At 74.3% G+C, this 25,484-nt stretch carries 24 protein-coding genes and 1 riboswitch; of the genes, 13 read left to right on the top strand and 11 right to left on the bottom strand.

Annotated features, from left to right (window positions below; genetic code table 11):
• Positions 1 to 67 precede the first annotated feature (67 nt).
• On the top strand, positions 68 to 364 hold the full coding sequence (locus tag ACFQ80_RS14830) for a DUF1905 domain-containing protein (protein WP_430549545.1): 297 nt from the start codon (positions 68 to 70) through the stop codon (positions 362 to 364).
• A 10-nt stretch (positions 365 to 374) separates the two neighbouring features.
• Here ACFQ80_RS14830 and ACFQ80_RS14825 read toward each other — a convergent pair whose 3' ends face one another.
• The 4 genes from ACFQ80_RS14825 to ACFQ80_RS14810 form a co-directional block, all read right to left on the bottom strand.
• Positions 375 to 1,562 carry a CynX/NimT family MFS transporter gene (locus ACFQ80_RS14825; protein WP_430564195.1) on the bottom strand — a complete coding sequence of 396 codons (1,188 nt, stop codon included), beginning with the start codon at positions 1,560 to 1,562 and terminating at the stop codon, positions 375 to 377.
• On the bottom strand, positions 1,559 to 2,323 hold the full coding sequence (locus tag ACFQ80_RS14820; protein ID WP_430564194.1) for a FadR/GntR family transcriptional regulator: 765 nt from the start codon (positions 2,321 to 2,323) through the stop codon (positions 1,559 to 1,561). The genes ACFQ80_RS14825 and ACFQ80_RS14820 overlap by 4 nt, the downstream gene beginning before the upstream one ends.
• 64 nt (positions 2,324 to 2,387) lie before the next feature.
• Positions 2,388 to 3,026, bottom strand: coding sequence for a MarC family protein (locus ACFQ80_RS14815; protein ID WP_430549542.1), 639 nt, complete (start codon positions 3,024 to 3,026; stop codon positions 2,388 to 2,390).
• On the bottom strand, positions 3,023 to 3,886 hold the full coding sequence (locus ACFQ80_RS14810) for a PHP domain-containing protein (protein ID WP_430549541.1): 864 nt from the start codon (positions 3,884 to 3,886) through the stop codon (positions 3,023 to 3,025). The genes ACFQ80_RS14815 and ACFQ80_RS14810 overlap by 4 nt, the downstream gene beginning before the upstream one ends.
• Before the next feature lie 173 nt (positions 3,887 to 4,059).
• On the opposite strand from ACFQ80_RS14810, the gene ACFQ80_RS14805 reads away from it, so the two are divergent.
• The 3 genes from ACFQ80_RS14805 to ACFQ80_RS14795 all read left to right on the top strand — a co-directional run bounded on the left by ACFQ80_RS14805 (position 4,060) and on the right by ACFQ80_RS14795 (position 7,631).
• Entirely contained in the window at positions 4,060 to 4,914 is an 855-nt protein-coding gene (locus ACFQ80_RS14805) for an alpha/beta fold hydrolase (RefSeq protein WP_430564193.1), read from the top strand.
• 58 nt (positions 4,915 to 4,972) lie between these two features.
• Complete coding sequence (locus ACFQ80_RS14800; RefSeq protein WP_430564192.1) at positions 4,973 to 6,532, top strand: aminopeptidase P family protein; 1,560 nt, start codon at positions 4,973 to 4,975, stop codon at positions 6,530 to 6,532.
• A gap of 148 nt (positions 6,533 to 6,680) precedes the next feature.
• Positions 6,681 to 7,631 carry a hypothetical protein gene (locus tag ACFQ80_RS14795; RefSeq protein WP_430564191.1) on the top strand — a complete coding sequence of 317 codons (951 nt, stop codon included), beginning with the start codon at positions 6,681 to 6,683 and terminating at the stop codon, positions 7,629 to 7,631.
• A gap of 78 nt (positions 7,632 to 7,709) precedes the next feature.
• Here ACFQ80_RS14795 and ACFQ80_RS14790 read toward each other — a convergent pair whose 3' ends face one another.
• Complete coding sequence (locus ACFQ80_RS14790; protein ID WP_430564190.1) at positions 7,710 to 8,498, bottom strand: general stress protein; 789 nt, start codon at positions 8,496 to 8,498, stop codon at positions 7,710 to 7,712.
• Between the two features lie 101 nt (positions 8,499 to 8,599).
• Here ACFQ80_RS14790 and ACFQ80_RS14785 point away from each other — a divergent pair, with 101 nt between their 5' ends.
• Both ACFQ80_RS14785 and ACFQ80_RS14780 read left to right on the top strand, forming a co-directional pair.
• Positions 8,600 to 9,871 (top strand): magnesium transporter MgtE N-terminal domain-containing protein, encoded by a 1,272-nt coding sequence (locus tag ACFQ80_RS14785; protein ID WP_430549536.1) that lies wholly within the window; start codon positions 8,600 to 8,602, stop codon positions 9,869 to 9,871.
• Positions 9,864 to 10,367, top strand: a complete 504-nt coding sequence (locus tag ACFQ80_RS14780) for a DUF1003 domain-containing protein (protein ID WP_430564189.1) — start codon at positions 9,864 to 9,866, stop codon at positions 10,365 to 10,367. The genes ACFQ80_RS14785 and ACFQ80_RS14780 overlap by 8 nt, the downstream gene beginning before the upstream one ends.
• Positions 10,368 to 10,400: 33 nt before the next feature.
• Here the strand turns inward: ACFQ80_RS14780 and ACFQ80_RS14775 are convergent, their stop codons facing one another.
• Positions 10,401 to 11,198, bottom strand: coding sequence for a maleylpyruvate isomerase family mycothiol-dependent enzyme (locus ACFQ80_RS14775; RefSeq protein ID WP_430564188.1), 798 nt, complete (start codon positions 11,196 to 11,198; stop codon positions 10,401 to 10,403).
• 109 nt (positions 11,199 to 11,307) lie between these two features.
• On the opposite strand from ACFQ80_RS14775, the gene ACFQ80_RS14770 reads away from it, so the two are divergent.
• The 4 genes from ACFQ80_RS14770 to ACFQ80_RS14755 all read left to right on the top strand — a co-directional run bounded on the left by ACFQ80_RS14770 (position 11,308) and on the right by ACFQ80_RS14755 (position 15,795).
• Complete coding sequence (locus ACFQ80_RS14770) at positions 11,308 to 11,886, top strand: AAA family ATPase (protein WP_430564187.1); 579 nt, start codon at positions 11,308 to 11,310, stop codon at positions 11,884 to 11,886.
• Between the two features lie 9 nt (positions 11,887 to 11,895).
• A complete protein-coding gene (locus ACFQ80_RS14765; protein WP_430549532.1) occupies positions 11,896 to 13,050 on the top strand; it encodes a P-loop NTPase in 1,155 nt (384 codons plus the stop codon).
• 74 nt (positions 13,051 to 13,124) lie between these two features.
• A complete protein-coding gene (gene galK, locus ACFQ80_RS14760; protein ID WP_430564186.1) occupies positions 13,125 to 14,363 on the top strand; it encodes a galactokinase in 1,239 nt (412 codons plus the stop codon).
• Between the two features lie 121 nt (positions 14,364 to 14,484).
• On the top strand, positions 14,485 to 15,795 hold the full coding sequence (locus ACFQ80_RS14755; RefSeq protein WP_430564185.1) for an alkaline phosphatase: 1,311 nt from the start codon (positions 14,485 to 14,487) through the stop codon (positions 15,793 to 15,795).
• Positions 15,796 to 15,890: 95 nt separating this feature from the next.
• On the opposite strand, the gene ACFQ80_RS14750 is transcribed toward ACFQ80_RS14755, so the two are convergent.
• Together ACFQ80_RS14750 and ACFQ80_RS14745 are read right to left on the bottom strand one after the other, a co-directional pair.
• Positions 15,891 to 16,712, bottom strand: a complete 822-nt coding sequence (locus ACFQ80_RS14750; protein ID WP_430549529.1) for an exodeoxyribonuclease III — start codon at positions 16,710 to 16,712, stop codon at positions 15,891 to 15,893.
• Positions 16,713 to 16,769: 57 nt separating this feature from the next.
• Positions 16,770 to 17,252, bottom strand: a complete 483-nt coding sequence (locus ACFQ80_RS14745) for a VOC family protein (protein ID WP_430549528.1) — start codon at positions 17,250 to 17,252, stop codon at positions 16,770 to 16,772.
• 126 nt (positions 17,253 to 17,378) lie between these two features.
• Between ACFQ80_RS14745 and wecB the strand changes: the two genes are divergently transcribed.
• Together wecB and ACFQ80_RS14735 are read left to right on the top strand one after the other, a co-directional pair.
• A complete protein-coding gene (gene wecB / locus ACFQ80_RS14740; RefSeq protein ID WP_430564184.1) occupies positions 17,379 to 18,770 on the top strand; it encodes a non-hydrolyzing UDP-N-acetylglucosamine 2-epimerase in 1,392 nt (463 codons plus the stop codon).
• On the top strand, positions 18,767 to 20,176 hold the full coding sequence (locus tag ACFQ80_RS14735; RefSeq protein ID WP_430564183.1) for a glycosyltransferase family 2 protein: 1,410 nt from the start codon (positions 18,767 to 18,769) through the stop codon (positions 20,174 to 20,176). The genes wecB and ACFQ80_RS14735 overlap by 4 nt, the downstream gene beginning before the upstream one ends.
• 3 nt (positions 20,177 to 20,179) lie before the next feature.
• Here the strand turns inward: ACFQ80_RS14735 and ACFQ80_RS14730 are convergent, their stop codons facing one another.
• The 3 genes from ACFQ80_RS14730 to glyA all read right to left on the bottom strand — a co-directional run bounded on the left by ACFQ80_RS14730 (position 20,180) and on the right by glyA (position 23,268).
• The gene (locus ACFQ80_RS14730; protein WP_430549525.1) at positions 20,180 to 21,043 is read right to left on the bottom strand and encodes a polyphosphate kinase 2 family protein; all 864 of its coding nucleotides are present in this window, start codon (positions 21,041 to 21,043) and stop codon (positions 20,180 to 20,182) included.
• Between the two features lie 84 nt (positions 21,044 to 21,127).
• Entirely contained in the window at positions 21,128 to 21,988 is an 861-nt protein-coding gene (locus ACFQ80_RS14725; RefSeq protein ID WP_430564182.1) for a bifunctional 5,10-methylenetetrahydrofolate dehydrogenase/5,10-methenyltetrahydrofolate cyclohydrolase, read from the bottom strand.
• Positions 21,985 to 23,268: a serine hydroxymethyltransferase gene (gene glyA, locus ACFQ80_RS14720; RefSeq protein WP_430549523.1), complete on the bottom strand. Its 1,284-nt coding sequence runs from the start codon at positions 23,266 to 23,268 to the stop codon at positions 21,985 to 21,987. Before glyA ends, ACFQ80_RS14725 begins: the two co-directional genes overlap by 4 nt.
• Positions 23,269 to 23,308: 40 nt before the next feature.
• Positions 23,309 to 23,396: riboswitch (ZMP/ZTP riboswitch) on the bottom strand.
• Positions 23,397 to 23,974: 578 nt separating this feature from the next.
• Here glyA and ACFQ80_RS14715 point away from each other — a divergent pair.
• Positions 23,975 to 25,339 carry an ABC transporter substrate-binding protein gene (locus ACFQ80_RS14715; RefSeq protein ID WP_430549522.1) on the top strand — a complete coding sequence of 455 codons (1,365 nt, stop codon included), beginning with the start codon at positions 23,975 to 23,977 and terminating at the stop codon, positions 25,337 to 25,339.
• Positions 25,340 to 25,484: the final 145 nt, after the last annotated feature.

The following is a 25,484-nucleotide window of genomic DNA, read 5'->3' as shown; positions in this document are numbered from 1 at the left end:
GGCGAGACGTCTGAGGAACGAGTCAGCACGCTCGATGCGTGTCCGGGGCACGACGTACCGTGCGGGGATGCGTCTGACGTTCTCGGCCCCGCTGTGGCAGTGGCAGGTGCGCACGGACTCGTGGTGGTTCGTCACCGTGCCGCCCGAGGAGTCCGACACGCTCGCCGAGCTGCCGCTGCCGCCGCGCGGGTTCGGGTCGATCAAGGTCACCGTGACCGTCGGCACGACGACGTGGTCGACGTCGGTGTTCCCCAGCGACGAGCAGCAGGGCTACGTGCTGCCGATGAAGAAGGCGGTGCGCGTGGCCGAGGGCCTCGAGCCCGGCGCGACGGTCCGCGTCACGCTCGAGCCCGTCGGCCTCTGAGCACGGGCGGTCAGCGGACGATCTCGTCCCGCCCGGCGAACCACGCCGCGACGCCCTGCACCAGGGACGCCACGACGAGGAGCACCAGCGGCGCCGTCCAGGAGCCGGTGGCGTCGTGCGCGACGCCGAGCCCGAGCGGACCGCAGGCGGCGAGCACGTAGCCCGCGCTCTGCGCCATGCCCGACAGCTCGGACGTGCGCGCCGCGTTCTCGGTGCGCAGGGCCATGAGGGTCAGCGCCAGGCTGATGCCGCCGCCCTGGCCGAGGCCGAGCAGCACCACCCACAGCACGGCGGCGCCCGGGGCGAGGAGGAGCCCCAGCAGGCCGGTCAGGATGAGCGCGACGATGACCACGCCGAGCGCGCGCTGCCGCCGCAGGCGACCCGCGAGCACGGGTGTGACGAACGATCCCACGATGCCGAGCAGGTTGGTCAGCGCCAGCATCCACCCGCCCACCGCGATGCTCCGCCCGGAGGCGACGAAGATCTCCGGCAGCCACGCGTTCACCGCGTAGAACGACAGCGACTGCGTGCCCATGAGCACGGTGACCGCCCAGGCCAGCGGGCTGCGCCACACCGACCGCACGGCGTCGGCGGGCGTGGTGCCCGGCGGCCGCAGCGAGCCGACGGGGCCGCCCGAGCGGAGCGCGCGCGGCGCCCAGACGACCGCGCCGAGCACGGCGAGCAGCCCCCACGACGCGAGGGTGGCGCGCCAGTCCATGCCGGTGGCCGTCGCGATCGGCACGGTGAGGCCCGCGGCGAGCGCGGCGCCGCCGGACAGGGCCATCGAGTACAGCCCGGTCATGAGCCCGACCCGGTCGGCGAAGTCGCGCTTGATGAGGGCGGGCAGCAGCACGTTGCCGAGCCCGATCGCGGAGCCGACGGCGAGCGTGCCGACCAGCAGCGGCGCGATCCCGGGCACGAGCCGCAGGGCGAAGCCGAGGCACAGCAGCACGAGGCTGCCGAACAGCGCGCGCTCCAGGCCGACCCGGCGGGCCAGCCCCGGTGCCACGGGGGCGAGGATCCCGAAGCACAGGACGGGCAGCGTCGTGAGGACGCCGCCCGCGGTGGCGCTCAGCCCCTCCTCGGCGAGGATCTCGCCCAGCAGCGGTGAGACGGCGACGACGCCGGGGCGCAGGTTGAGCGCGGCGAGGACGATGGCGAGGACGGCCCCCGCCCCGAGCGGGCGACGCAGGCTCATGCGTCCAGCTCCGTCGTCGTGCCGGACGTCGACCCCGTCGCGGCGCCGGCGGCCTGGTCGACGAGGTGGGCGCGGACGGCCGCCATCGTGGCCTCGACGGCGCGCTCCGCGGCGTCGGGGTCACCGGCGGCGACGGCGGCGACGACCTCGCGGTGGCCGGGCACGTCGCGGTGGTGGCGGCCGTGGGCGTCGGTGGCGAGGGTGCGGACGAGCACGTGGTCGATGCCGTCGTAGAGCTCGGCGAGCAGGGCGTTGCCGGCGGACCGCACCAGCTCGGCGTGGAACGCGACGTCGGCGGCCCGGAAGTCGTCCTCGCCGCCCTCGCGGGCGGCGGCCTCCTGGGCGGCCAGCGCGCCCCGCAGCGCGGCGAGGGCGCCGTCGTCGTGCCGGCCGGCGGCGGCGCGCGCGGCCCCGCGCTCGAGGACGGAGCGCACCTCGAGCACCTGCAGCGCGTCGGAGGTGCGTGCCCGGCGCCTGATGGCGGCGTCCAGGCCGCTGGCGGCGCGCACGTAGGTGCCGTCGCCGCGCCGCGGCTCGAGGATCCCCGCGTGCTCGAGGGCGCGCACGGCCTCGCGGACCGTGTTGCGGCCGACGCCGAGCCCGGCGACGAGCTCGGGCTCGGCGGGGATACGGGACCCGACGGGCCACTCCCCCCGCTCGACGAGGTCGGTCAGGTGCTCGACGACGAGCTCGGAGACCTTGCGGGGCGGGGAGATCGGCGACGTCATGGGCATGGCCGGGGGCTGGACGGACTCGGGCACCGAAAGACCCTAACATCCCATGTTTGCGATCCCGGGGGCCTCGACCGCGGCCGGCCTCCGGGCGCTACTGCGCCATCTTGACGAACTCGGTGACCGCCGTGGCGATCTGCTGCACCGCGATCGCCGCGAGCAGCAGGCCCGCGATCCGGGTCACCAGCGTGACTCCCGACTCCCGCAGCACCCGGTGGATGACGTTCGCGAACCGCATCGACAGGTACAGGCACACGTGCACCAGCACGATCGCCACCGCGATGGCGATCAGCTGCGGCGCTCCGCCGGAGTCCGACACCCGGGTCTGCTGGACGAACACCATCGTGGCGACGATCGCGCCCGGCCCCGCCAGCAGCGGTGTGCCCAGCGGCACGAGCGCCACGTTGACGCCCTTGTTGCCCGACGGCGAGGGCTCCTCCATCTTGCCGGTGAGCAGCTCCATCGCGATGAGGAGCAGCAGCAGCCCGCCGGAGGCCTGGAGCGCCGGCAGCGTGATGCCCATGTAGTGCAGCACCTGCTGGCCGAACAGCGCGAAGACCACGATGACGCCGAACGCGACGAGGATCGCCTGGCGCGCGGCGCGGTTGCGCTGCTTGGCCCCCATCGCCGACGTCAGCCCCAGGAACACGGGCACCGTGCCGGGCGGGTCCATGATGACGAACAGGGTGACGAACACCTCGGTGAACAGCGCGGTGTCGAGCACCGCGCTCACGGGCGGATCACGTCCAGCAGACCTCTTTCCTCGATCTGGGCGAGCACCTCGGGAGCGGTCGTGCGCTCCCCGATGCGGTTGAGCTTCCCGGTGCCGTGGTAGTCGCTGGAGCCCGTGACCAGCAGCCCCAGCTCCCCTGCCAGGCCGCGCAGCCGGTCGCGGGTGGCGGCGTCGTGGTCGCGGTGGTCCACCTCGAGCCCGGCGAGACCGGCGGCGGCGAGCGCCGCGATCGTCTCCTCGCTCACGGTGCGGCCGCGCGCCCCCGCGCCCGGGTGCGCCATCACGGGCACCCCGCCCGCACCCAGCACCGCGCGCACGGCGGCGTCGGTGTCCGGGGCGTAGTGCGGCACGTAGTACCGGGCGCCGGGGTGCAGCATCGTCGCGAACGCCTCGTCCCGCGACGCCACGACGCCCGCCGCGACCAGCGCGTCCGCGAGGTGCGGGCGGCCGACCGTCGCGTCGTCGCCCGTCTGCGCGACGACGTCGTCCCACGTCAGCGGGAAGTCCTCCGCGAGGCGCTCGGTCATGCGCCGGGCCCGCGTGAGGCGGTCGTCGCGGGTGCGGTCGCACTCGGCGCGCAGGACGGCGTCGTCGGGGTCGTGCAGGTAGGACAGCAGGTGCACGCTGATGCTGCCGCCCTCGGTCGTGACGCGCGTGGAGATCTCGGTGCCCCGCACCAGCGCGACCCCGGTCGTCGCGACGGCGTCGGAGGCCTCGGCCCAGCCCGCGGTCGTGTCGTGGTCGGTGAGGGCGACCACGTCCAGCCCGGCCCCGGCCGCCGCCTCGAGCACGCCGCGCGGGGAGTCCGTGCCGTCGGAGGCCCGCGAGTGCGTGTGGAGGTCGATCCGGGGCGGCGTCACGATCACCGATTCTAGGGAGCCCTGCGCGCCCGCACGCGCGAAACGGCGTCCCCGCGGTGCGACGTCGGACACTCCCGCCGACCGCGCCCGTGAAGATCTCGGCACAACCTCTCCACCCCGCCCGCCGCCGTCGCCCCCGACACGCCCCGACCGGCAGGGCACCATCGTTCGCGATGAACCTCCCCAGCGCCGACGTCGCCCTGCCTCCCGCCCTGGCCTCCGCCCTGCCCTCCGAGCCCGGCACCGACCCCGCACCGCAGCGGGCCGGGATCGTCTTCGTGCACGGCATGCGCACGTCGTCGGCGATCTGGGAACGGCAGGTCGAGCACGTGCGCGACGCCGGGCACGACGCCGTCGCCGTCGACCTGCCCGCCCACGGCGCGCGCCACCGGGAGCGGTTCTCCATGCCGCGGGCGTTCGACGTGCTCGACGAGGCGGCCGGGTCGTTCGGCGCCGGCCGGCCGGTCGTCGTCGTGGGGCTGTCGCTCGGCGGGTACACCTCCCTCGCGTGGGCGGCGCACCACGCCGCCGCCGCCACCTCCACCCCTCTGTCCGGCGTCGTCGCCGCGGGCTGCAGCTCCGACCCCAAGGGCAAGCCCGTCGCCCTGTTCCGGGACGTCGCGCACCTCGCCGTGACCGGCACGACGGCGGTGCGCCGCGGGGCGCGCGACGCCGCCCGCGCCTGGCGCACGGCGCTCGCGGGCGGCCGGTCGCCCGCCGGCGGTCTCGAGGTCGCGGGCCTCCTGGGCGACGCCGCCCCGCGGCCCGGCTGGGACATCGTCACCGACGCGCTCACCCACCTCGCGGGCCGCTCGTCGGTGGCCAGCACGCGCGCCCTGCGCGTGCCCGTGTGGTTCGTCAACGGCGCGCGCGACCGGATGCGGCTCGAGGAGTCGCGGCACGTGGCGGCCGCCGAGCGAGGGGCGCTCGTCGTCGTCCCGGACGCCGGCCACGACGTCAACTCCGACGCCCCGGACGCCTTCAACCGCGTGCTCACGCGGGCGCTGCACGACTTCGCGCGCGCGTGACGAGCGCCGCCGCCGACGGCCGTCCCAGGCCCTCCCTGCGGGTGGGACACTGGGAAGCATGACCGACACCACCCCCGTCGACGAGACCGCGCCCGCCGCCCCTGCGAGCACCGAGGACCGCGGCAGCAACCGTTCCCAGCGCCCCGTCTCGGAGGCGTTCAAGTCGTTCATCACCTCGCAGTGGGGCGAGCGCGCCGACCTCGGCGTCGAGCCCGGCGAGGCCGTGCCCTACACGGCGGAGCGCCGCGCCAAGCTGTCGGCCCGCTTCCCGGGCGCCCGGCTCGTGGTGCCCGCCGGCCCGCTCAAGGTGCGCTCCAACGACACCGACTACCGGTTCCGCCCGCACTCCGCGTTCGCGCACCTCACCGGCCTGGGCACCGACCAGGAGCCCGACGCGGTGCTCGTGCTGCACCCCGTGGCCGACGGCGAGGGCGACCCGGACGGCAACGGCAACGGCACGCACCACCACGCGGTCCTGTACGTCCGTCCGCTCGCCGCGCGCGACACCGAGGAGTTCTACGCCGACTCGCGCTACGGCGAGTTCTGGGTGGGCGCGCGGCCGTCGCTCGACGACGTCACGACGCTCACCGGCGTCGAGGCCCGCCACGTCGACGAGCTGCGCGACGCGCTCGCCAAGGACGTCGGCGCGGACGGCGTGCGCGTGCTGGTCGTGACCGGCGCGGACGAGAACGTCGAGACGCTCGTCGAGGCCATCCGCGAGGAGGCGGGCGTCGAGGCGGAGGCGGACGACGAGTCCCTCGTCGAGGCGGCGTCCGAGATCCGCCTGGTGAAGGACGCCCTCGAGCTGGAGCACCTGCGCGAGGCCGTGGCCCGCACCATCGAGGGCTTCGAGCAGGTCGTTCCGGTGCTGCCGAAGGCCGTCGCGCACCGCCGCGGCGAGCGCGTCATCGAGACGACGTTCGACGCGCACGCCCGGCTCGAGGGCAACACCGTCGGCTACGAGACCATCGCCGCGGCCGGCGAGCACGCCACCACGCTGCACTGGATCACCAACGACGGCGTGGTCCGCTCCGGCGAGCTCGTGCTGCTGGACGCCGGCGTCGAGGTCGACTCCCTCTACACCGCGGACATCACGCGCACCCTGCCCGTCGACGGCGAGTTCACCGACGTGCAGCGCCGCATCTACACCGCCGTGCTCGACGCCGCCGACGCCGCGTTCGCCGTCGCCAAGCCGGGGACGAAGTTCCGGGAGATCCACGCCGCCGCGATGGAGGTCATCGCCGCCCGCCTCGAGGAGTGGGGACTGCTGCCCGACGGTGTCACCGCCGAGGTGTCCCTCTCCCCCGAGGGCCAGCAGCACCGCCGCTGGATGGTGCACGGCACCAGCCACCACCTCGGCCTGGACGTGCACGACTGCGCGCAGGCGCGCCGCGAGCTCTACCTGGACGGCGTGCTCGAGCCCGGCATGGTGTTCACCATCGAGCCCGGCCTGTACTTCAAGGCCGACGACCTCGCCGTGCCCGAGGAGTACCGCGGCATCGGCGCGCGGATCGAGGACGACGTCCTGGTCACCGCCGACGGCAACGAGAACCTGTCGGCCGCGCTCCCCCGCCGTCCCGAGGACGTCGAGGCCTGGATGGCCCGCCTGCGCGGCTGACCCCGCCCTGTCTGTTCGGCAACGGGTAGATCAGTTCGGTACGTGACCATGCCGAAGTGATCCACCCGTTGCCGAACTGAACCCGGACCCACCGACCTTGTCCACAGGCGGACGTCCGGACCTGGTCCGATCCGGCACCCTCGTCGACATGGTTCATGACGACCAGGTCGTCCTCGCCGGCGAGCTGCAGAGGCACGTGCTCGACCGGGCGAGGCAGGAGGGCGAGCTCGAACGGCTGCGCCGCGGCGCGTACCGCCTTCGCGAGGAGCCCCGGGACGAGCACCGGTCCCGCACGGCGCGACGACGCGCCGAGGCGGTCGCCCGGGCGGCCCACCGGCAGCTCGACGCCGATCACGTGTTCAGCCACGAGCCGGCGGCGATGCTCCACGGCCTGCGTCTGTGGCGTCCGCCGGCCACCACGCACGTGGTCCAGGACTACCGACGGTCGGGGCGCGCCGCCGAGGACCTGCGGCGACACCTCATGGTCCTGCCGCCCGAGCAGCGCGAGGTCCGGGACGGGCTGCCGGTCACCACCCTGGCCCGCACCGTGGCGGACTGCGCACGCTCGATGCACCCGCTCGAAGCACTCGTCCTCGCGGACGACGCCCTGGCGCGAGGGCTCGACCCGGAGGAGTCTCGCGCCGTGATCGCCGTCGCGCGCCGGCGCAACGGCACCCGGCGGGCGGCGTGGGTGCTGGATCACGCAGACGGAGGCAGCGACTCCGCGTGGGAGACCTGGCTCCGGTATGTCGCGCTGCGCTCCGGGCTGCCTCGGCCGGTCACCCAGGCGCCGATCATCACGTCACGCGGCGTCTTCCACTGCGACCTCGGCTGGCCGGACTGGTCCGTGTACGCGGAGTTCGACGGCCTGGCCAAGTACCGCGACGGCGGTGTCCGGCCCGGCCACGACGCCGCGCGGGAACTGCTCCAGGAGAAGGCACGGTTCGACGCCATCCGCGCCACCGGTGTCAACCCGGTCCGGGTGACCGCGGTCGGGAACGCCCGACTGGGTGAGGTGGCGAACGCGCTGGCGGCGAGGTTCCCAGAAGCTCTGCGGCGGAAGCTCCGCACGCATCCGCTGTTGCCTCCGCCGCCCTGACTGACCTATCAGTTCGGCACTGGCTGGATCAGTTCGGCACGTCGAGGTACCGAACAGATCCACCCGGTGCCGAAGAGATCAGGGCCGGGGCGGGCGGTAGGGGTCGTCCTGCTCCGGCGACTTCGGCTCAGCGCCTTCGGCACCCGACGGCTGCCCCTGCTGCTCCGGAGCGTGCGGCTCCGTCGGCGGGGCCGGGGGCTGCGGCGCCGGGGCCGGCTCCTCCGGTCGCATGGCGCCGTACCGCGGGGCGCCGCTGGGAGTGGTCCAGCGCGGGTCGGGAGTGCGCGGCGCGGCAGGGGCCGCGGGGGCGGCGGCGGCGGGCGCGCCGACCGGCGGGGTCGGGGTGGTGGTCGCGGCGGTCGCACCGTGCCGGGCCTTGCCCAGCCCGCCGGGGGACTCCCGGAGCATGGACCGCGCCTCGCCGGCCTGCTCCGCCGCGCAGAGGATCGCGTAGGTCGACGCGACGATCTGCGACGAGGACGTGAAGTCGCGGCGCCCGCCGGTCAGCGCGTACGAGAGCACGGAGAAGAGCAGCCCGAAGCCCGCACCGAGGCCGATGCCGACGAGCAGCACGCCGCCCATGCCGGTGCCGCCGAACAGGCTCAGCAGCAGGCCGACGAAGAAGCCGAACCACGCACCCGACAGGGCGCCCGCGAGCGCCACCCGGCCGTACGAGAGGCGCCCGGTGACCCGCTCGACCATGCGCAGGTCGGTGCCGACGATGGTCACGTGCTCGACGGCGAACTTGTGGTCCGACAGGTAGTCGACGGCCTGCTGGGCCTCGAGGTACGTGTCGTACGCGGCGACCTCGTCCCCCGCCGGGAGGGTCGGGACGCGGGGCACGGCGTTCGGGCGGCTGAAGCTCATTCGCCCAGTCTGGCCCAGTCGTGGCCCCTGCACCACCACACCGTCCTCGCCGCACGCCCGCTACCAGGACCGACGGGCCCGCCCCGCGTAGGCTGACCGACGTGAGCGCGGCAACCAGGGTCTTCGTGGCACGGCTCGCCGGCACCCAGGTCTTCGACCCGATCGGTGACGAGGTGGGGCGCGTGCGCGACGCCGTCGTGCTGATCCGCGCCAAGGGCGCGCCCCGCGCGGTGGGGCTGGTCGTCGAGGTCCCAGGACGCCGGCGCGTCTTCCTCCCGCTGACGCGGGTCACCGCGATCGACGCGGGCCAGGTGATCTCGACGGGCCTGCTCAACATGCGTCGGTTCGAGCAGCGGGCGATGGAGTCGCTGGTGCTGGGCGAGCTGCTGGACCGCACGGTCCGCTTCGCCGACGGCTCCGGCGAGGCCACGGTCGAGGACCTGTCGATCACGCGGCAGCGTACGGGCGACTGGTTGGTGGACCAGCTCTTCGTGCGCCGCAAGCAGCCCTCCCGCGGGCTGTCGCTGCGCCGGCGCGGGGAGACGCTCGTCGTGCCGGTCGACGCGGTCACGGGGCTCGCCGGTTCCACCCAGGAGCAGGGGGCCACGAAGCTGCTGGAGGCGTACGAGGACCTGCGCCCGGCGGACCTCGCGGACGTGCTGCACGAGCTCGGCGACACCCGCCGCCTCGAGGTGGCGAGCGCGCTCGACGACGAGCGCCTGGCCGACGTGCTCGAGGAGCTGCCGGAGGACGACCAGGTCGCCATCGTGTCCCGCCTGGACTCGGGACGAGCGGCCGACGTCCTCGAGGCCATGCAGCCCGACGACGCCGCCGACCTGCTCAACGAGCTGCCCGACGAGCAGGCGGCCCGCCTCCTGGAGCTCATGGAGCCGGAGGAGGCGAAGGACGTGCGTCGGCTGCTGTCCTACGACGAGGACACGGCGGGCGGGCTCATGACCACCGAGCCGGTGATCCTCGGCCCGGAGACGTCGATCGCGACCGCTCTGGCGCAGATCCGCAAGCAGGACCTGCCGCCGGCGCTGGCGTCGATGGTGTTCGTGGTGCGGCCGCCGCTGGAGACGCCCACGGGCCGGTTCCTCGGCGTCGCGCACTTCCAGCGGCTGCTGCGCGAGCCCCCGCACGCGTCCGTGGGGTCGGTGCTCGACACGGACACGGAGTGGCTGACGCCGGACGCCCCGGTGGGCCGGGTGACCCGCCTGCTGGCGGCCTACGACCTGCTCGCGCTGCCCGTCCTCGACACCGAGAAGCGGCTGCTGGGCGCGGTCTCCGTGGACGACGTGCTCGACCACATCCTCCCGGACGACTGGCGCGAGCACATCGACGAGAACCTCCAGGAGGTGCCGCGTGGCTGACCGCCTGGACCAGCCGAAGGAGGCCCGGCGCACCCTCATCCCGCGGCCACAGATGGACCAGGACGCGGTGGGCCGCGCCACGGAGGGCATCGCCCGGTTCCTCGGCACGCCGCGCTTCCTCATCTACCTCACCGTGTTCTGCGCGGTGTGGCTGGCGTGGAACTCCTGGGGCCCGGAGTCGCTGCGGTTCGACAGCGCGTCGAACGGCTTCACGGCGCTCACGCTCATGCTGTCGCTGCAGGCGAGCTACGCCGCGCCGCTCATCCTGCTCGCGCAGAACCGGCAGGACGACCGCGACCGCGTCACCGCCGAGCAGGACCGGCAGCGGGCGGAGCGCAACCTCGCCGACACGGAGTACCTGGCTCGCGAGATGGCGGCGCTGCGGATCGCGCTGGGCGAGGTCGCGACGCGCGACTTCGTCCGCTCGGAGATCCGGAACCTGCTCGAGGAGCTGGACGAGAAGGAGTCCGAGCGCAGCCGGGACGCCTCGTCCTGACGGGGCGGCTACGCTCCCCGGGCTCCGCGCCCGTCACTGCATGGCGTCGACGGCGGCGGCGCGCAGCGCGTCCACGGCCCCGGCGTCGCCGGTGACGCGCAGCCCCCCGGACCCGCCGCGGCCCCACAGCCACAGGTCGAGGTCCGCGGCGGCGCCGGCGACGACGGCGTCAGGCTCGCCGTCGGGCGGGACCAGCCGCCCGGCGGGCACGTCGTACTCCCGGCCGGACTCCGGCCCGGTCCCTCGCACCCGCCCGAGCTCGACGTCCCAGCGATGCGGCGCCTCGCCGTGGGCGTCCACGACGACGGCGACGGTGCCGCCCGCCGGGGTGAACGCCGTCCAGGCCGGGTGCCCGCCGAGCAGGACGTCGAGCACCTCGTCGACGCCGTCCGCCGCGACGTCGGGGTCGAGCGGCGTGACCCGGCCGCCGGCCGCCTGCTCGGCGTCGACGCGGTGGACGAGCGCCTCGTGCTGCTGGCGCCGTGCCACCCACCCGACCGTGTGGCCGTCCGGGTGCCAGGACCAGCACTGCTCAAGCGGGTCACGGCCCGCGAGCGCGGCGACGAGGTGCGCCGTGGCGTCGTGCACCAGCCCCACGAGGGCGGCGTCGTCCGTGGGCCGCTCGAGCGGGACGACGTCGGCGCCCGGCAGGCCGGCACCCGGCTCGCGGCCCACCACGGACGCCCAGAACGCCTGCACCGACGCGACGTGGAAGGCCAGGTCGCGGGCCGTCCAGCCCGGGCAGGCCGGCACCTCGGCGTCGGCGGGCGCGGCACGCACGGCCGCCACGAGCAGGGCCGAGTCTCGTGCCAGGGAGGCCAGGGCGTCCATGCACGTCAACGTAGCCCCGGGCACCTCGGACCGCGCGACGCCGTGCCGTCGCGCTGCCCGGTATCCTCCCGCTCGCGGGATTTGGTCGACTGCCGGAGGAGGCGACGGCGTGGCGCGGCAGGTGGTGCTGGTCAACGGGCTGCCCGGGGCGGGCAAGACGACGCTGGCGCGCCCGCTCGCCGCGCGTCTCGGTGCGCCGTGGCTGGGGAAGGACGCCGTCAAGGAGGCCCTGGCCGACGCCGTCGGGCCGGGCGCCCCGTCCCTGGTCGGGGCGCCCGCCGTCGGGGCGGCGGCCATGGAGGCGGTGTGGCGCCTGGCCGCGGCGCCGCTGCCGCGCGTCGTCGTCGAGTCGTGGTGGTTCCGGGCCCGCGACCTGGACCACGTGCTGCGCGGGCTCGCGACCGCGGGCGCGGACGCCGTCGTCGAGGTGTGGTGCGACGTACCGCCCGACGTCGCCCGCGCGCGCTACGAGGCCCGCACGGGCCGCCACCCCGTGCACGCCGACCGTCGCGACCTGACCGCCGAGTGGGCGGCCTGGTCCGCCGCGGCCGCGCCGCTCGCCCTCGGCCCGGTGGTGCGGCAGGACACGACCCTCCCGGTCGACGTCGGTGCGCTGGCCCTCCGGGTGACGACGGCGCTGTCGGGCCGTGACCCACGACGCACCGGCGTCACCGCCCGCCGCACCTAGGATCGAGGCATGACCTCCGGCTCCCCCGACGGCTCCGCACCGCTGACCGACCGCGTCCGCACCGCCCTGACGTCGGTGGTCGACCCGGAGATCCGCCGGCCCATCACGGACCTGGGCATGGTGCGCTCGGTGGACGTGCACGACGGCGGCCACGTGACCGTGGGGGTGGACCTCACGGTGGCCGGCTGCCCCATGAAGGGCACCCTGGTGCGCGACGTCACCGCCGCCGTCGAGGCGCTCGACGGCGTGACGGGCGTGGACGTGCAGCTCGGCGTCATGACCCCGGAGCAGCGCCAGTCGCTGCGCTCGCAGCTGCGCGGCGGTGCGGGCGACCCGGTGATCCCCTTCGCGCAGCCCGGCTCCCTGACCAAGGTGTACGCGGTCGCGTCCGGCAAGGGCGGCGTGGGCAAGTCGAGCGTCACGGCGAACCTCGCCGCCGCGATGGCGGCCGACGGGCTGAGCGTCGGCGTCGTGGACGCGGACATCTACGGCTTCTCCATCCCCCGCATGCTGGGCGTCGACCGCCAGCCCACCCGCGTCGACTCGATGCTGCTGCCCCCGATCGAGCACGGCGTGAAGGTCGTGTCGATCGGCATGTTCGTGCCCGCGGGGCAGCCGGTGGTGTGGCGCGGGCCGATGCTGCACCGCGCGCTGGAGCAGTTTCTCGCGGACGTGTTCTGGGGCGACCTCGACGTGCTGCTGCTCGACCTGCCGCCCGGCACCGGCGACATCGCGATCTCGGTGGCGCAGCTGCTGCCCGGCAGCGAGATCGTCGTCGTGACGACGCCGCAGGCCGCCGCGGCGGAGGTCGCGGAGCGTGCCGGCTCGATCGCCACGCAGACGTCGCAGGGCGTCGTCGGCGTGGTGGAGAACATGTCGTGGCTGGAGCAGCCGGACGGGTCGCGGCTCGAGGTGTTCGGGTCCGGCGGCGGGCAGCGCGTCGCGGACCGGCTGGGCGCCACGCTGGGCACGCCGGTGCCGCTGCTGGGGCAGGTGCCGCTCGACGTCGCGGTGCGCGCCGCGGGCGACGACGGCACGCCGGTGGTGCTCAGCGACCCGGACTCCGCCGGGGCGCGCGTGCTGCGCGACGTCGCCCGCTCCCTGGCCGGCCGCTCGCGCGGCCTCGCGGGCATGCGGCTGAACCTCAGCCCCGTCCAGGGCTGACCCGCGATACCCTCCCCCGGGCGCCGCGCCGGCGCCCGCGCCTGCCGTCCCGCCCGCGAAGGAGCTGTCCCGCCATGAGCACGCCCGAGTGGCTCGAGTCCTGGTCCGACGACGAGGGGGCGCGCCGCGTCCGCGACCTGTTCGCTCGGGTCTTCGCCGACGAAGGTGCACCCGACGGCGTCTGGTCCGCCCCCGGCCGGGTCAACCTCATCGGGGAGCACACCGACTACAACGGCGGCCTCGCGCTGCCGACCGCGCTGCCGCACCGCACGTACGTCGCGCTGCGCCACCGGGACGACGACGTCGTGCGCCTCGGGTCCGCGCAGGCGCCGGGCGAGGTCTGGTCGGCGCGACTGGCCGACGTCGCGCCGGGCGCGGTGACGGGCTGGGGCGCGTACGTCGCGGGCGTCGCGTGGGCGCTCGCGCAGGACGGGCACGAGGTGCGCGGCTTCGACGCCGTCGTCGACTCGTGCGTGCCGTTCGGCGCGGGGCTGTCGTCCTCCGCCGCGCTGGAGTGCGCCGTCGCCGTGGCCCTCGACGAGACGGGCGGCCTCGGGCTCGCGGGGGACGACGCCGGCCGCGCGGCCCTCGTCACGGCCTGCGTGCGCGCGGAGAACGAGATCGCCGGCGCCCCGACGGGCGGCATGGACCAGGCCGCGTCGCTGCGCGCCACCGCGGGTCACGCGCTGCTCGTCGACTCGCGGCCCGGGCTGTCCCCGCTGGAGTCCGGCACGCCGGTGCCGTTCGACCTGGCGGCCGCCGGCCTCACGCTGCTCGTCGTCGACACCCGGGCGGAGCACGCCCTCGTCGACGGCCAGTACGCCGAGCGGCGCGCCACGTGCGAGCGCGCGGCGGGCCTCCTCGGCGTGGAGACGCTGCGCGAGGTGGACCCGGCCCGCCTGGACGAGACGCTCGCCGCGCTCGCGCCGCAGGACCCGGACGGCGTGCTGCGCCGCCGGGTGCAGCACGTGGTCACGGAGATCGCGCGCACGGCGCAGTTCCGCGACCTGGTCGCGGCAGGCCGGACGGACGAGGTCGGCCCGCTGATGGTCGCGTCCCACGTCTCGCTGCGGGACGACTACGAGGTCTCGGCCCGCGAGCTGGACCTGGTCGTCGACGCTGCGCTGGCCGCGGGCGCGCTGGGCGCCCGCATGACCGGCGGCGGGTTCGGCGGCTCGGCGATCGCGCTCGTGCGGGCCGACGAGGTCGAGCAGGTCGCCGACGGCGTCGACAAGGCGTTCGCGGACGCCGGGCTGCGGGCCCCGGGCTTCCTCCTCGCCCCGCCGTCCGCCCCGGCGGGCCGGACCGCCTGACCGGGCTGCCCGACCGCGACCTGCGACGTCTCCTCCCGGATGCCGGTGACGCGGGCACCTGCCTACGGTGCGAGGGCCCGGCGGCAGCAGCGCCGCCGGCCCGATCGTTCGAGGAGGAGCGATGGCAGCACGCACCACGATGCGCCGCGTCGGAGCGGCGGCGCTCACGGCGATGGTCGCCGCGGGGACGGCAGTCGGCGCGACGGCCGGCGGCGACGACGACCGCGGGTACGGCGGGCACGACACACGACACGACGCACGGCATGACAGGGACCGGGCACGGAACGTCATCGTGCTCCAGGGCGACGGCATGGGCCTGGCGGCCCGGGAGCTGATCCGCCTCGCGACCGTGGGCAAGGACGGCCACCTCGTGATGGACACCCTGGACGAGGCCGGCTGGACCGCGACGGACTCCGCCGACCCCGAGGAGGCCGTGACCGACTCCGCCGCCGGTGCGACGGCGTTCGCCACGGGCGTCCGGACGTTCAACGGGGCCGTCGGCGTCGACGCCGACGGCAACCCCGTCCCCACCCTGCTCGAGGACGCGAAGCGCGCCGGCAAGGCCACCGGCCTCGTCTCGACGGCGCAGGTCACCGACGCGAGCCCGGCCGCGTTCGGCGCGCACGTCACCGACCGGTACGACCAGAGCGAGATCGCGCGGCAGTACCTGGAGGAGTCCCGGCCGGACGTCCTGCTGGGCGGGGGCGAGGACTTCTGGTACCCGGAGGGCGAGCCCGGCGCGTGGCCCGACAACCCCCCGGAGGACCCGGAGGAGCAGAGCAAGGGCACCGAGGGCAACCTCGTCGAGCGCGCCCAGGAGCTCGGGTACACGTACGTGAGCGACGCCGAGGGGCTCGCGGACGCCGACGGCCGGAGGCTGCTCGGGCTGTTCGCGAACGAGGAGATGTTCCAGCAGGCGAACGAGGGCGAGGGGGACGTCTACGCCCCCGAGGTGCCGCTGGTCGACATGGCCGCCAAGGCCCTCGAGGTGCTGCAGCGCGACCGCGACGGCTTCTTCCTCTTCCTCGAGGAGGAGGCGATCGACGAGTTCGCGCACCAGAGCAACGCGACGCGCACCGTCGAGGCCGGCCGGTCGCTCGACGAGACCGTCGCCCTCGCCCTCGACTTCCAGAAGAAGCACCGGGACACGCTGGTGCTCGTCGTCGGCGACCACGCCACGGGCGGGCTCGCGATCGAGAACGTCGACCCGGACGACGAGTCGGGCGAGGGCGCGACGGCGGAGGACGGCCCCTTCCCGGTCCCGGGAACCGACCTCGAGTTCACCGTCGACTGGACCACCGGCGGGCACACGGGCGAGGCCACCCCGATCACCGCGCAGGGGCCCGGCGCCGAGCGGCTGTCCGGCCCGCAGCTCAACACCGACGTGCACGACGCCGTGCAGCGGGCGATGTTCCCGCGCGGCCACCGCTGACCTGCAGCACCGACCGCGGTGAGCATGATCCTGGCCCTGTTCTGCCACCAGAACAGGGCCAGGATCGTGCTCACAACGCCACAGCGGGCGGCGGGCTACAGGTCGTAGGTCGCGACGACGGCGGCGTGGTCGGACCAGCGCTCCTCGTAGGTGGGGGCGCGGTCGACCTCGACCTTGACGGCGCGCGACGCGAGCGCGGCGTTGGCGAGCTGGTAGTCGATGCGCCAGCCGCGGTCGTTGACGTACGACTGCCCGCGCCAGGACCACCAGGTGTAGGGGCCGGGGCCCTCGCCCCCGTGCGCGCGGCCGAGGTCGGCCCAGCCGAGCTCGTCCAGCCAGCGGTCCACGTAGGCCCGCTCCTGCGGCAGGAAGCCGGCGCTCTTGAGGTTGCCCTTCCAGTTCGCGATGTCCTCGTTCCGGTGGGCGACGTTGAGGTCTCCCGCCACGACGGCGGGGTGCTCGGCAGCGGCGAGCTCGGCCAGGCGCGCGGTGACCTTCTCGAGGTGGGCGTACTTGGCCGCCATGGTGTGCTCCTGGCCCGGGGCGTTGGAGCCGGAGTGGAGGTACGCGGAGACGACGGTGAGCAGGCCGCCGCCCGGCAGCTCGACGTCGGCCTCGACCCAGCGGCCGGTGTCCACGGGCGGCTCGGGCTCGCCGTCCGGGCCGTGGGCGGCGAGGCCCGTCCGGACGGCGCGCAGCGGCAGGCGCGACGCGACGGCCACGCCCGCGCGTCCCTTGAGGTCGCTGGGCAGGTGGGCGACGTGCCAGCCCTCGAGGTACTCGTGGACCAGCTCGTCGGGGGCCCGCACCTCCTGCAGCAGCAGCACGTCGGGGGTGCGGGCGGCGATCCAGGCGTCCATGTTGCGGCGGAAGGCGGCACGGATGCCGTTGACGTTGGCGGTGGCGACGGTCAGCACGCCAGACATCCCACCACAGGACGCCGACACCCCACGGCCGCGCCGGCGTCGGGTGCGTCACTCCCCGCGGTAGGCGGCCTCCAGCCCGGCGACGTCGATCTTGCCCATCTTCAGCATCGCGTTCATGGTGCGCAGGTTCGCCTCCGTCGTGTAGTCGCCGGACAGCTCCTCGAGCTGCTTCGGGATCACCTGCCACGAGATGCCGAACTTGTCCTTGCACCAGCCGCAGGGCCCGGGCTCGCCGCCGTCCGACGTGAGCACCTCCCAGTACCGGTCCACCTCGTCCTGCGAGTCCACCCGCAGGTAGAAGCTGAACGCCTCGTTCAGCCGGAACTCCGGGCCGGCGTTCAGGCCCGTCACAGGAAGCCCCGCTACCGTGAACTCGACGACGAACGGTTCGCCGGCCTCCGCCCCCGGCACCCCCTCGGGCGACGTGAGCACCGACTCCACCGACGACCCCGGGATGTGCTCGGCGTAGAAGGCCGCCGCCTCGTGCGCGCGGTTGTTCCCGAACCACAGGTGCGTGCGTGCGGTCACCATGGCCGCTCCCTCCTGACGGGCACCGTCCCTCACGGCCGGTGCGTGCACCCTTCCGACCGCCGGACGGACCGTCACTCATCGGTGCGAGCGCGCCGCACCCGCACCCCGCTCGACGAAGGTAGAGAGATGCCGCTTCCCGTCAGCCCCGAGATCCTGGTCGTGCTGGGCACCCGCCCGGAGGCGATCAAGCTGTTCCCCCTGATCCAGCGCCTGCAGGACCATCCGCGCCTGCGCCCGGTCGTCGTGACGACCGGGCAGCACCGGGAGCTCGTGGACTACGTGCTGCAGGAGGCCGGGTGCGAGGTCGCCGGCGACCTCGGCGTCGGCCGGCCGGGGCTGACGCTGAACGAGCTCTCGTCGTCGGTGATCGCCGGGCTGGACGAGTTCGTCTCCGGCCGGTACGGCCCTCCGCCCGAGCGGATCAGCGGGCGCGTCCGCGAGGACCACTACCCCGCGGCGTGCATCGTGCACGGCGACACCTCCAGCGCCGCGGCGGCCGCGGTCGCCGCCTTCCACCTGCGCATCCCCGTGCTCCACGTCGAGGCCGGCCTGCGCACGGGGACCACGCTGTCGCCGTTCCCCGAGGAGCTCAACCGTCAGCTCGTCGCACGCATCGCCTCCTTCCACGCCGCGCCCACCCGGAGCAACGTGCAGAACCTCGTGCGCGAGGGCGTCGACATCGGCCGCACGTACGTCACCGGCAACACCGGCATCGACGCGCTGCGGTGGGCCGCCGCGCGCGAGGTGCCGTACGGACGGCCCGAGCTGGCCTGGCTGGAGGACGACATGACCTCGCGCGTCGTCACCGTCACCGCCCACCGGCGGGAGAACTGGGGCGGCGGCATCGCGAGCATCGCGCGGTCCGTGCACCGGCTGGCCGACGCGCACCCGGACGTCCGGTTCGTGGTGCCCGTGCACCCGAACCCGCGGGTCGCGCAGGCCGTGCGCGACGAGCTCGGCGCCGTCGACGCCGTGACCCTCACGGCGCCCATGGAGTACCACACCTTCGCCCGCCTGCTGGCGCGGTCGGCCCTGGTGATCACCGACTCCGGCGGGATCCAGGAGGAGGCGCCGGCGCTCGGCGTCCCCGTGCTCGTCGCCCGCACCACCACGGAGCGCACCGAGGGCGTCGAGGCGGGCACCCTCGAGCTGGTGGGCACCGACGCCGACACGATCGTCGCCGCCGCCACCCGCCTGCTCACCGACCCCGCCGCCCACGCCGCGTTCTCCCGGCAGCCCAACCCGTACGGGGACGGGCACGCCGCGGAGCGCATCGTCGACGCGCTGGAGCACCTGGTCTTCGCCTCCCCCGTGCCGCAGACGTCGGGGCCCGGCTTCGTGCGCGGCCAGGTGCTGGAGTGGGCGGGCTTCCACCGCACCGACGCCGTCGACGGGCCGGAGTTCGTGCGCGAGCCCACGCCGGTGGACCGCGTGCCGGCGGACCTCGAGGGCGTGGTCATCGCCCCGCGGTCGACGGTCGCCCCCTACGGTGCACTGGCCGACGGGGCGGCCGGGTGAGCGGCGCCGCAGCGGCGGCGACGGTCGCCGCGACCGCCCCCTGGTGGGACCCGTACCGCGGCATGCCGGTGGGCGTGCAGGTGCTCATGTGGTTCCTGCTCGCCCTCACGCTCGTCACCGTCGGGGTGATCGTGTGGCTCGTGGTGCGCGCGTGGTTCGAGCGCCGCCGGCAGCGCCGCGCCGTCGAGCGGGCGCGGGAGGACGAGTACCTGTGGGTCTTCGTGGTCCCCGCGCTGAACGAGGAGGTGACGATCGCCGACAGCGTCAGCCGCCTCGTCGCCGTGCAGGCCACGCACAAGGCGATCGTCGTCGTCGACGACGGTTCCGACGACGGCACCCCCGAGGTGCTCGCCCGGCTGCGCGCCGTGGTGCCCGAGCTGAAGGTGCTGCGCCGCGAGCTGCCGAACGCCCGCGTGGGCAAGTCCGCCGGCCTCGACGACGCGTGGGAGTTCGTCCACGACCAGGTCCTCACCGGCCGGTACGCCGGCTGGCCGACGACGCGCGTCGTCGTCGGGGTCGTCGACGCCGACGGACGCATCCCCGCCGACGCGCCGCGCGCCCTGGCCGGGGCGTTCACGGACGAGCGGGTGGGCGGCGTGCAGGCGCTGGTGCGCATCTACAACCGCCGGCACTACCTCACCTGGGGCCAGGACGTGGAGTTCGGGGTGATGGCGTACGTCTACCAGCTCGGGCGCTCCGCCTGGGGGACGGCGAACATGGGCGGCAACGGGCAGTACGTGCGCCTCGCCGCGCTGGACGACGTCGTCGTCACGGAGAACCTGCCGCCCGGCGTCGAGCGGGGCCCGTGGCGCGACCGCCTCACCGAGGACCAGGACATCGGGGTGCGCCTGATCCGCGCCGGCTGGCTCGGCCGGCAGACCGTGCTGACGAGCGTGGACCAGCAGGGCGTGACCCGCCTGCGCCGCCTGTTCACGCAGCGCGTCCGCTGGGCGCAGGGCAACTGGCAGGCGTTCTCGCTGCTGCGCGGGGCGCTGCGCGCGCCCGTGTCGCTGGGCGCGCGGCTCGACCACGTCGCGTACCTGCTCATGCCCCTGCTGCAGCTCCTCATGGGGCTCGGCCTGGTGCTCTCGCTGGCGTTCTGGCTGTTCGGCGGCGTCCCGTTCGTCTCCGGCTGGTGGCCGTCGCTCGTGTTCTTCGCGACGCTCACGCTGGTGCCGAGCTTCCTCACGCTGCTCATGACGACCGAGCCCGGGCGGCACCCGTTCCTGCGGGCGGTGTTCGGGCTCGTCCCGTACATGCTCTACACCTGGCTGCTGTGGCCGGTCGTCACCGTGGCGCTGGTCCGCGAGCTGGCCGGGCGGCGCAGCTGGACCAAGACGGACCGCGAGCCGCTCGACGCCAACCTCCCCGACGAGGCCGAGCAGCACCCCGCGCCGACGACCTGAGGGTCACGACGCCGCGAGGCGCGCCTTCTCCTTCTCGACGTCGAACGTGGCTGCGGGCCACTGCGGGTCGATGTCCTCGAGCGCGTCCAGGAGGAGCGCCTGGACCGCCAGGCGGGCGTACCACTTGGCGTTCGCGGGGACGACGTACCAAGGCGCGTGGTCGGTGGAGGTGCGCTCGAAGACGGTCTGGAACGCGTCCATGTACCGGGGCCACTCCAGGCGCTCGTCGACGTCGCCCGGGTTGTACTTCCAGTGCTTGTCGGGGCGATCCAGCCGCTCGCCGAGCCGCGCCTTCTGCTCCTCGGGCGAGATGTGCAGCATGACCTTGACGATCCGCGTGCCCCGCGCGACCAGCTCGGACTCGAACGCGTTGATCGCGCCGTACCGCCGCTCGATCTCGTCCGGCGACGCGAGCTCGCGCACCTTCCCGATGAGCACGTCCTCGTAGTGCGAGCGGTCGAAGACCCCGATGTACCCGGCCTCGGGCACCTCCTTCTCGACGCGCCACAGGAAGTCGTGGGCCAGCTCCTGCGGCGTCGGCTTCTTGAACGCCACGAGGTGCACGCCTTGCGGGTCGGTGGCGCCGATGACGTGCCGCACGATGCCGCCCTTGCCCGCGGAGTCCATCGCCTGGAGCACCAGCAGCACGGCCGGCGCGGACGGGTCCTCACGGCTCTGGGCGTACAGGCGTTCCTGCAGCTCGTCGAGCTCCTGCTCGCCGGCGAGCAGGTCGGCGGCGCCGTCCTTCTTCTTCCCGTCGTACCCGGGCTTGGAGTCCGGGTCGACGTCCGCGAGCCGGAACCCCGGCCCCACCTTCAGGAGCTCGCCCGGCTCGCCCGACCACCCACGCTGGCTTCTCGCGACCATGCGCACATCATGGCGGACGCGACCGGGCCCGTCGCCCCCAAGGGGACGACGGGCCCGGTCGAAGCTCGCGAGGGCGGGGCGGCCCTACGGCCGCGCGGCGCGCTCCGCGGCTTCCACCGCGTTGCGGAACAGCATGGCGATCGTGGTGGGGCCCACGCCGCCGACGCGGGGCGTGATCGCCCCGGCGACCTCGGCGCACGACTCGTCCACGTCCGGCAGCAGCTTGCGGCCCTCGTAGCGGACCCCGCCACCGACCACCGTGACGCCCGGCGTCAGGTGCTCGGGCTGCAGGATGCCCGGGACGCCGGCGGCCGCGATCACGATGTCGGCCCGCCTGGTGTACTCCGGCCAGTCCGGCACCCCGGTGTGGACCACGGTGACGGCCGCGTTCGCCGTCGGGCGCTTCTGCGAGAGCAGCAGGGCCAGGGGCCGTCCGAGCGTCGTGCCACGGCCGAGGATGCAGACCTCACGACCGGCGACCGGGATCTCGTAGTACGCCAGCAGCGTCTCGATCCCCGCCGGCGTCGCCGGCACCGGGCCGGGCATCCCGAGCGCGAGGCGCCCCATGTTCACGGGGTGCAGGCCGTCGACGTCCTTGTCCGGGTCCAGCGCGAGCATGGCCGCGTCGAAGTCGATCTGCGGGGGCGTCGGGTTCTGGATGAGGACGGAGTCGACGTCGTCGGCGTCGTTCATCTCCCGCACCGCCGCCAGGACGTCCGCCTGGGTGGCGTCCTGCGGCAGGTGGATGTGCGGCGAGGTGAACCCGAGCTCGGTCGCCTTGTCCATCTTCATCCGGATGTACCCGGCGCTCGCCGAGTCGTCCCCGACGAGGATCGTGCCGAGGCCGGGGCGGTGCCCCGCGGCGACCAGCGCGTCGATCCGCGGGGCGAGGTCCGCGAAGACCGCGTCCGCGACCGGCCTGCCCGGCAGCAGGCGGGCCGTCACTGCTGCAGCCCGGGGTAGAGCGGGAAGTCCGCCGTCAGCTTCGCGACGCGGGCCGCGAGGCCGTCGACGTCGGCCGCCGCGCCGTCGCGCAGGGCGACCGCGATGATGTCCGCGACCTCGGTGAACTCGGCGTCGCCGAACCCGCGGGTGGCGAGCGCCGGCGTGCCGATGCGCAGGCCGGAGGTGACGCGCGGCGGGCGCGGGTCGAACGGCACGGCGTTGCGGTTCACGGTGATGCCGGCGTCGTGCAGGAGGTCCTCGGCCTGCTGGCCGTCGAGCGACGAGTGGCGCAGGTCGACCAGCACGAGGTGCACGTCGGTGCCGCCGGTGAGGACGGAGACGCCCTGCTCCGCGACGTCCGCCTGCGACAGGCGCTCGGCGATGATCTGGGCACCGCGCAGCGTGCGCTCCTGGCGGTCCTTGAACTCGTCGGTGCCCGCGACCTTGAACGCGACGGCCTTGGCCGCGATCACGTGCATGAGCGGGCCGCCCTGCTGGCCCGGGAACACGGCCGAGTTGATCTTCTTGGCGTGCTCCTCCTTGCTGAGGATGAAGCCGGAGCGGGGGCCGCCGATGGTCTTGTGCACCGTGGAGGACACGACGTCGGCGTGCGGCACCGGGCTCGGGTGCAGACCCGCGGCGACGAGGCCCGCGAAGTGCGCCATGTCGACCCACAGCTTGGCGCCGACCTCGTCCGCGACCTCGCGGAAAGCGGCGAAGTCGAGGTGGCGCGGGTACGCCGACCAGCCGGCGATGATGACGTCGGGGCGGTGCTCGAGGGCGCGCTTGCGCACCTCGTCCATCTCGATCCGGTACGACTGCGGGTCCACGCCGTAGGCGCCGACGTCGTAGAGCTTGCCGGAGAAGTTGATCTTCATGCCGTGCGTGAGGTGGCCGCCGTGGGCCAGCTCGAGGCCGAGGATCTTGTCGCCCGCGTTGATGAGGGCGTGCAGCACGGCCGCGTTGGCCTGCGCGCCGGAGTGCGGCTGCACGTTGGCGGCCTCGGCGCCGAACAGGTCCTTGGCGCGGGCGATCGCGAGGTTCTCCGCGATGTCGACCTGCTCGCAGCCGCCGTAGTAGCGGCGGCCCGGGTAGCCCTCGGCGTACTTGTTGGTGAGGACGCTGCCCTGCGCCTGCAGGACGGCGCGCGGCACGAAGTTCTCGCTCGCGATCATCTCGAGGGTGTCGCGCTGACGGGTCAGCTCGCCCTCGAGGACGGCGGCGATCTCGGGGTCGAGCTCGGCGAGGGGCGCGTTGAACGTGGGGTCGGGAGTGCTCATCTGGCGTTCTCCAGCTGTGTCGGACGGACGTGTCGGACGACGACCGGGCCCAGGCGAACGACCCGTCGTCTGCACAGCGCGTCGCTCCCCGGTGGTGATCCACCTGTACGCCAGTCGCGACCCTCGCGATCCTAGCAGCGCGCCCTCCGCCCCGGTCGAGACCTGCACGCCGCGCGCCCCGAACGGCCGGCGAGGCACCCGGGCGCCCGCGAGGTAGCTGCAGTCACCGCGAGGTAGCTCGAACCTCGGCGAGGTAGTTCAGGCCACCGCGAGGTAGTTCGGATCACCGCGAGGTAGTCCTGGAGCCGACGAGGTAGTGGTCGATCTGCCGACAGACGTCTCCGATGACACCCCCGTCCGAGCTACCTCGCGGGAGCTCGCACTACCTCGCGGCCGATCGAACTACCTCGCGGTGACCCGAACTACCTCGCGGGATCGCGGACTACCTCGCAGGATCACGGACTACCGGGTGGGAGCTCGCGCTACCTCGCCGGGGCTCGGACGACATCGCCCTGGGCTCGACGATCGTCGTGGCTCCTTGATCCGTCGCGACTTCTTCATCGTTGCAGGGCCGTGACCTGGGCCACTTGACCGCGCCCGTGAGGCCGTGCCAGATTGGGCGCCGTCGATGGCTCTTCATCGATGTAAACCGCATCGGGGCGACGCCGCGCCGGAGCGGACCGGATCTCCCCGAGAGGACCCCGTGATGAGGAAGTCACGCCTGATCGCCGGCATCGCCGCCGCGCTGGTGGCCACCAGCACCCTCGCCGCCTGCGGCTCCGGCGGCGGGAGCGGCGCCGACGACGGCACGCTCACGTTCATGTTCCGCGGCGGCGACGACGAGAAGAAGGCCTACCAGGAGGCCATCGACCGCTTCACCGAGGACACCGGCGTGAAGGTCAAGATGATCGTCACCTCGGCCGACCAGTACGCCCAGAAGCTCCAGGCGGCCGTCGCGGGCAACAAGGTGCCCGACGTCTTCTACATCGAGCAGGCCAGCCTGCAGTCCTACGTCGGCTCGGGCGTCCTCATGGACATCACGGACCAGGTCGCCGAGCAGGGGGTGGACCTCGACAACATCTGGCCGTACGGCGTCGACTCCTACCGTTTCGACGGCACGACCCAGGGCACCTCCGAGGGCCAGCTGTACGGCCTGCCCAAGGACATCGGCCCGTTCGCGTTCGGCTACAACGCCGACCTGCTGAAGGAGGCCGGCGTCGAGCGACCGGACCCCGACGAGCCCCTCACCTGGGACGAGTGGCTCGAGATCTGCAAGAAGCTCACCCAGGACACGGACGGCGACGGCGAGACCGACCAGTGGGGCACCGGCCTCAACGTGCAGTGGAACTCGCAGTCCTTCGTCTGGAGCAACGGCGGCGACTGGACCAACGAGGACCACACGCAGGTCACCGTCGACACCCCCGAGTTCGCCGAGGCCATCCAGTTCATCGCCGACCTCACCGAGGAGGGCGTCACCCCGAACCCCGAGCAGGCGCAGACCCTCGACACCTACCAGCGCTTCATGGCCGGGGAGATCGGCTTCTTCCCCGTCGGCCCGTGGGACATGAGCGTCTACAACGACCTCGACTTCGAGTACGACCTCATGCCCTGGCCCGTCGGCAAGACCGGCGAGACGGCCACCTGGGTCGGCTCGCTCGGCATCGGCGTCTCCGCCACGACCGCCCTGCCCGAGGACGCCGTGAAGCTGGCCACCTATCTGTCCACGGACGAGACGGCGCAGCAGACCCTCGTCGACGCCAGCATCCAGATCCCGAACCGGATCGACACGGCGCAGGAGTGGGCCGGCGAGGTCGAGAAGGACGACTCGCTGAAGCCGAAGAACCGCCAGGAGTTCCTCGACATCGCCGAGGACTACGGGCGCGAGATGCCCGCGTCGTTCACCTACGGCGCCGAGTGGTACGACGAGCTCTGGGTCGGCATCCAGCCCGTGCTCGACGGCAAGCAGCAGGCGGCCGACTACCTCGCCGAGGTGCAGCCGCGCATGCAGGAGCTGCTCGACCAGTCGAACGCCCAGGCGGAGCAGGCCGCGGCGGCGGGCTCCGCGCCCTGATCCGGCCCCTCCCCTGACCTCGCGGTGGGGGGGGGCCCCCCCCCCCGCCGCCGCGCCGCGGTTCTCGACCCGCCCGCCCGCGCCGGTGCCCACCGCCGTCGGCACGTCGAAGCGCAGCGCCGGCTCGCGGGCGCCCTGCACCCCG

Origin of the sequence: Isoptericola sp. NPDC056578 (assembly GCF_042793275.1) — a bacterium.
Lineage (GTDB): Bacteria > Actinomycetota > Actinomycetes > Actinomycetales > Cellulomonadaceae > Isoptericola.
The sequence above is the reverse complement of the archived record's forward strand: the minus strand, read 5'-3'. Positions and strand labels throughout refer to the sequence as shown.

Bases quoted from the DNA above. Each gene is read 5' to 3' on its own strand.
- ACFQ80_RS14755 (WP_430564185.1), top strand. From the start codon at position 14,485: ATGGCAGCACGCACCACGATGCGCCGCGTCGGAGCGGCGGCGCTCACG.
- galK (WP_430564186.1), top strand. From the start codon at position 13,125: ATGAGCACGCCCGAGTGGCTCGAGTCCTGGTCCGACGACGAGGGGGCG.
- glyA (WP_430549523.1), bottom strand. From the start codon at position 23,268: ATGAGCACTCCCGACCCCACGTTCAACGCGCCCCTCGCCGAGCTCGAC.
- ACFQ80_RS14775 (WP_430564188.1), bottom strand. From the start codon at position 11,198: ATGGACGCCCTGGCCTCCCTGGCACGAGACTCGGCCCTGCTCGTGGCG.
- ACFQ80_RS14800 (WP_430564192.1), top strand. From the start codon at position 4,973: ATGACCGACACCACCCCCGTCGACGAGACCGCGCCCGCCGCCCCTGCG.
- ACFQ80_RS14805 (WP_430564193.1), top strand. From the start codon at position 4,060: ATGAACCTCCCCAGCGCCGACGTCGCCCTGCCTCCCGCCCTGGCCTCC.
- ACFQ80_RS14830 (WP_430549545.1), top strand. From the start codon at position 68: ATGCGTCTGACGTTCTCGGCCCCGCTGTGGCAGTGGCAGGTGCGCACG.
- ACFQ80_RS14745 (WP_430549528.1), bottom strand. From the start codon at position 17,252: ATGGTGACCGCACGCACGCACCTGTGGTTCGGGAACAACCGCGCGCAC.
- ACFQ80_RS14730 (WP_430549525.1), bottom strand. From the start codon at position 21,043: ATGGTCGCGAGAAGCCAGCGTGGGTGGTCGGGCGAGCCGGGCGAGCTC.
- ACFQ80_RS14790 (WP_430564190.1), bottom strand. From the start codon at position 8,498: ATGAGCTTCAGCCGCCCGAACGCCGTGCCCCGCGTCCCGACCCTCCCG.
- ACFQ80_RS14715 (WP_430549522.1), top strand. From the start codon at position 23,975: ATGAGGAAGTCACGCCTGATCGCCGGCATCGCCGCCGCGCTGGTGGCC.
- ACFQ80_RS14765 (WP_430549532.1), top strand. From the start codon at position 11,896: ATGACCTCCGGCTCCCCCGACGGCTCCGCACCGCTGACCGACCGCGTC.
- wecB (WP_430564184.1), top strand. From the start codon at position 17,379: ATGCCGCTTCCCGTCAGCCCCGAGATCCTGGTCGTGCTGGGCACCCGC.
- ACFQ80_RS14795 (WP_430564191.1), top strand. From the start codon at position 6,681: ATGGTTCATGACGACCAGGTCGTCCTCGCCGGCGAGCTGCAGAGGCAC.
- ACFQ80_RS14825 (WP_430564195.1), bottom strand. From the start codon at position 1,562: ATGAGCCTGCGTCGCCCGCTCGGGGCGGGGGCCGTCCTCGCCATCGTC.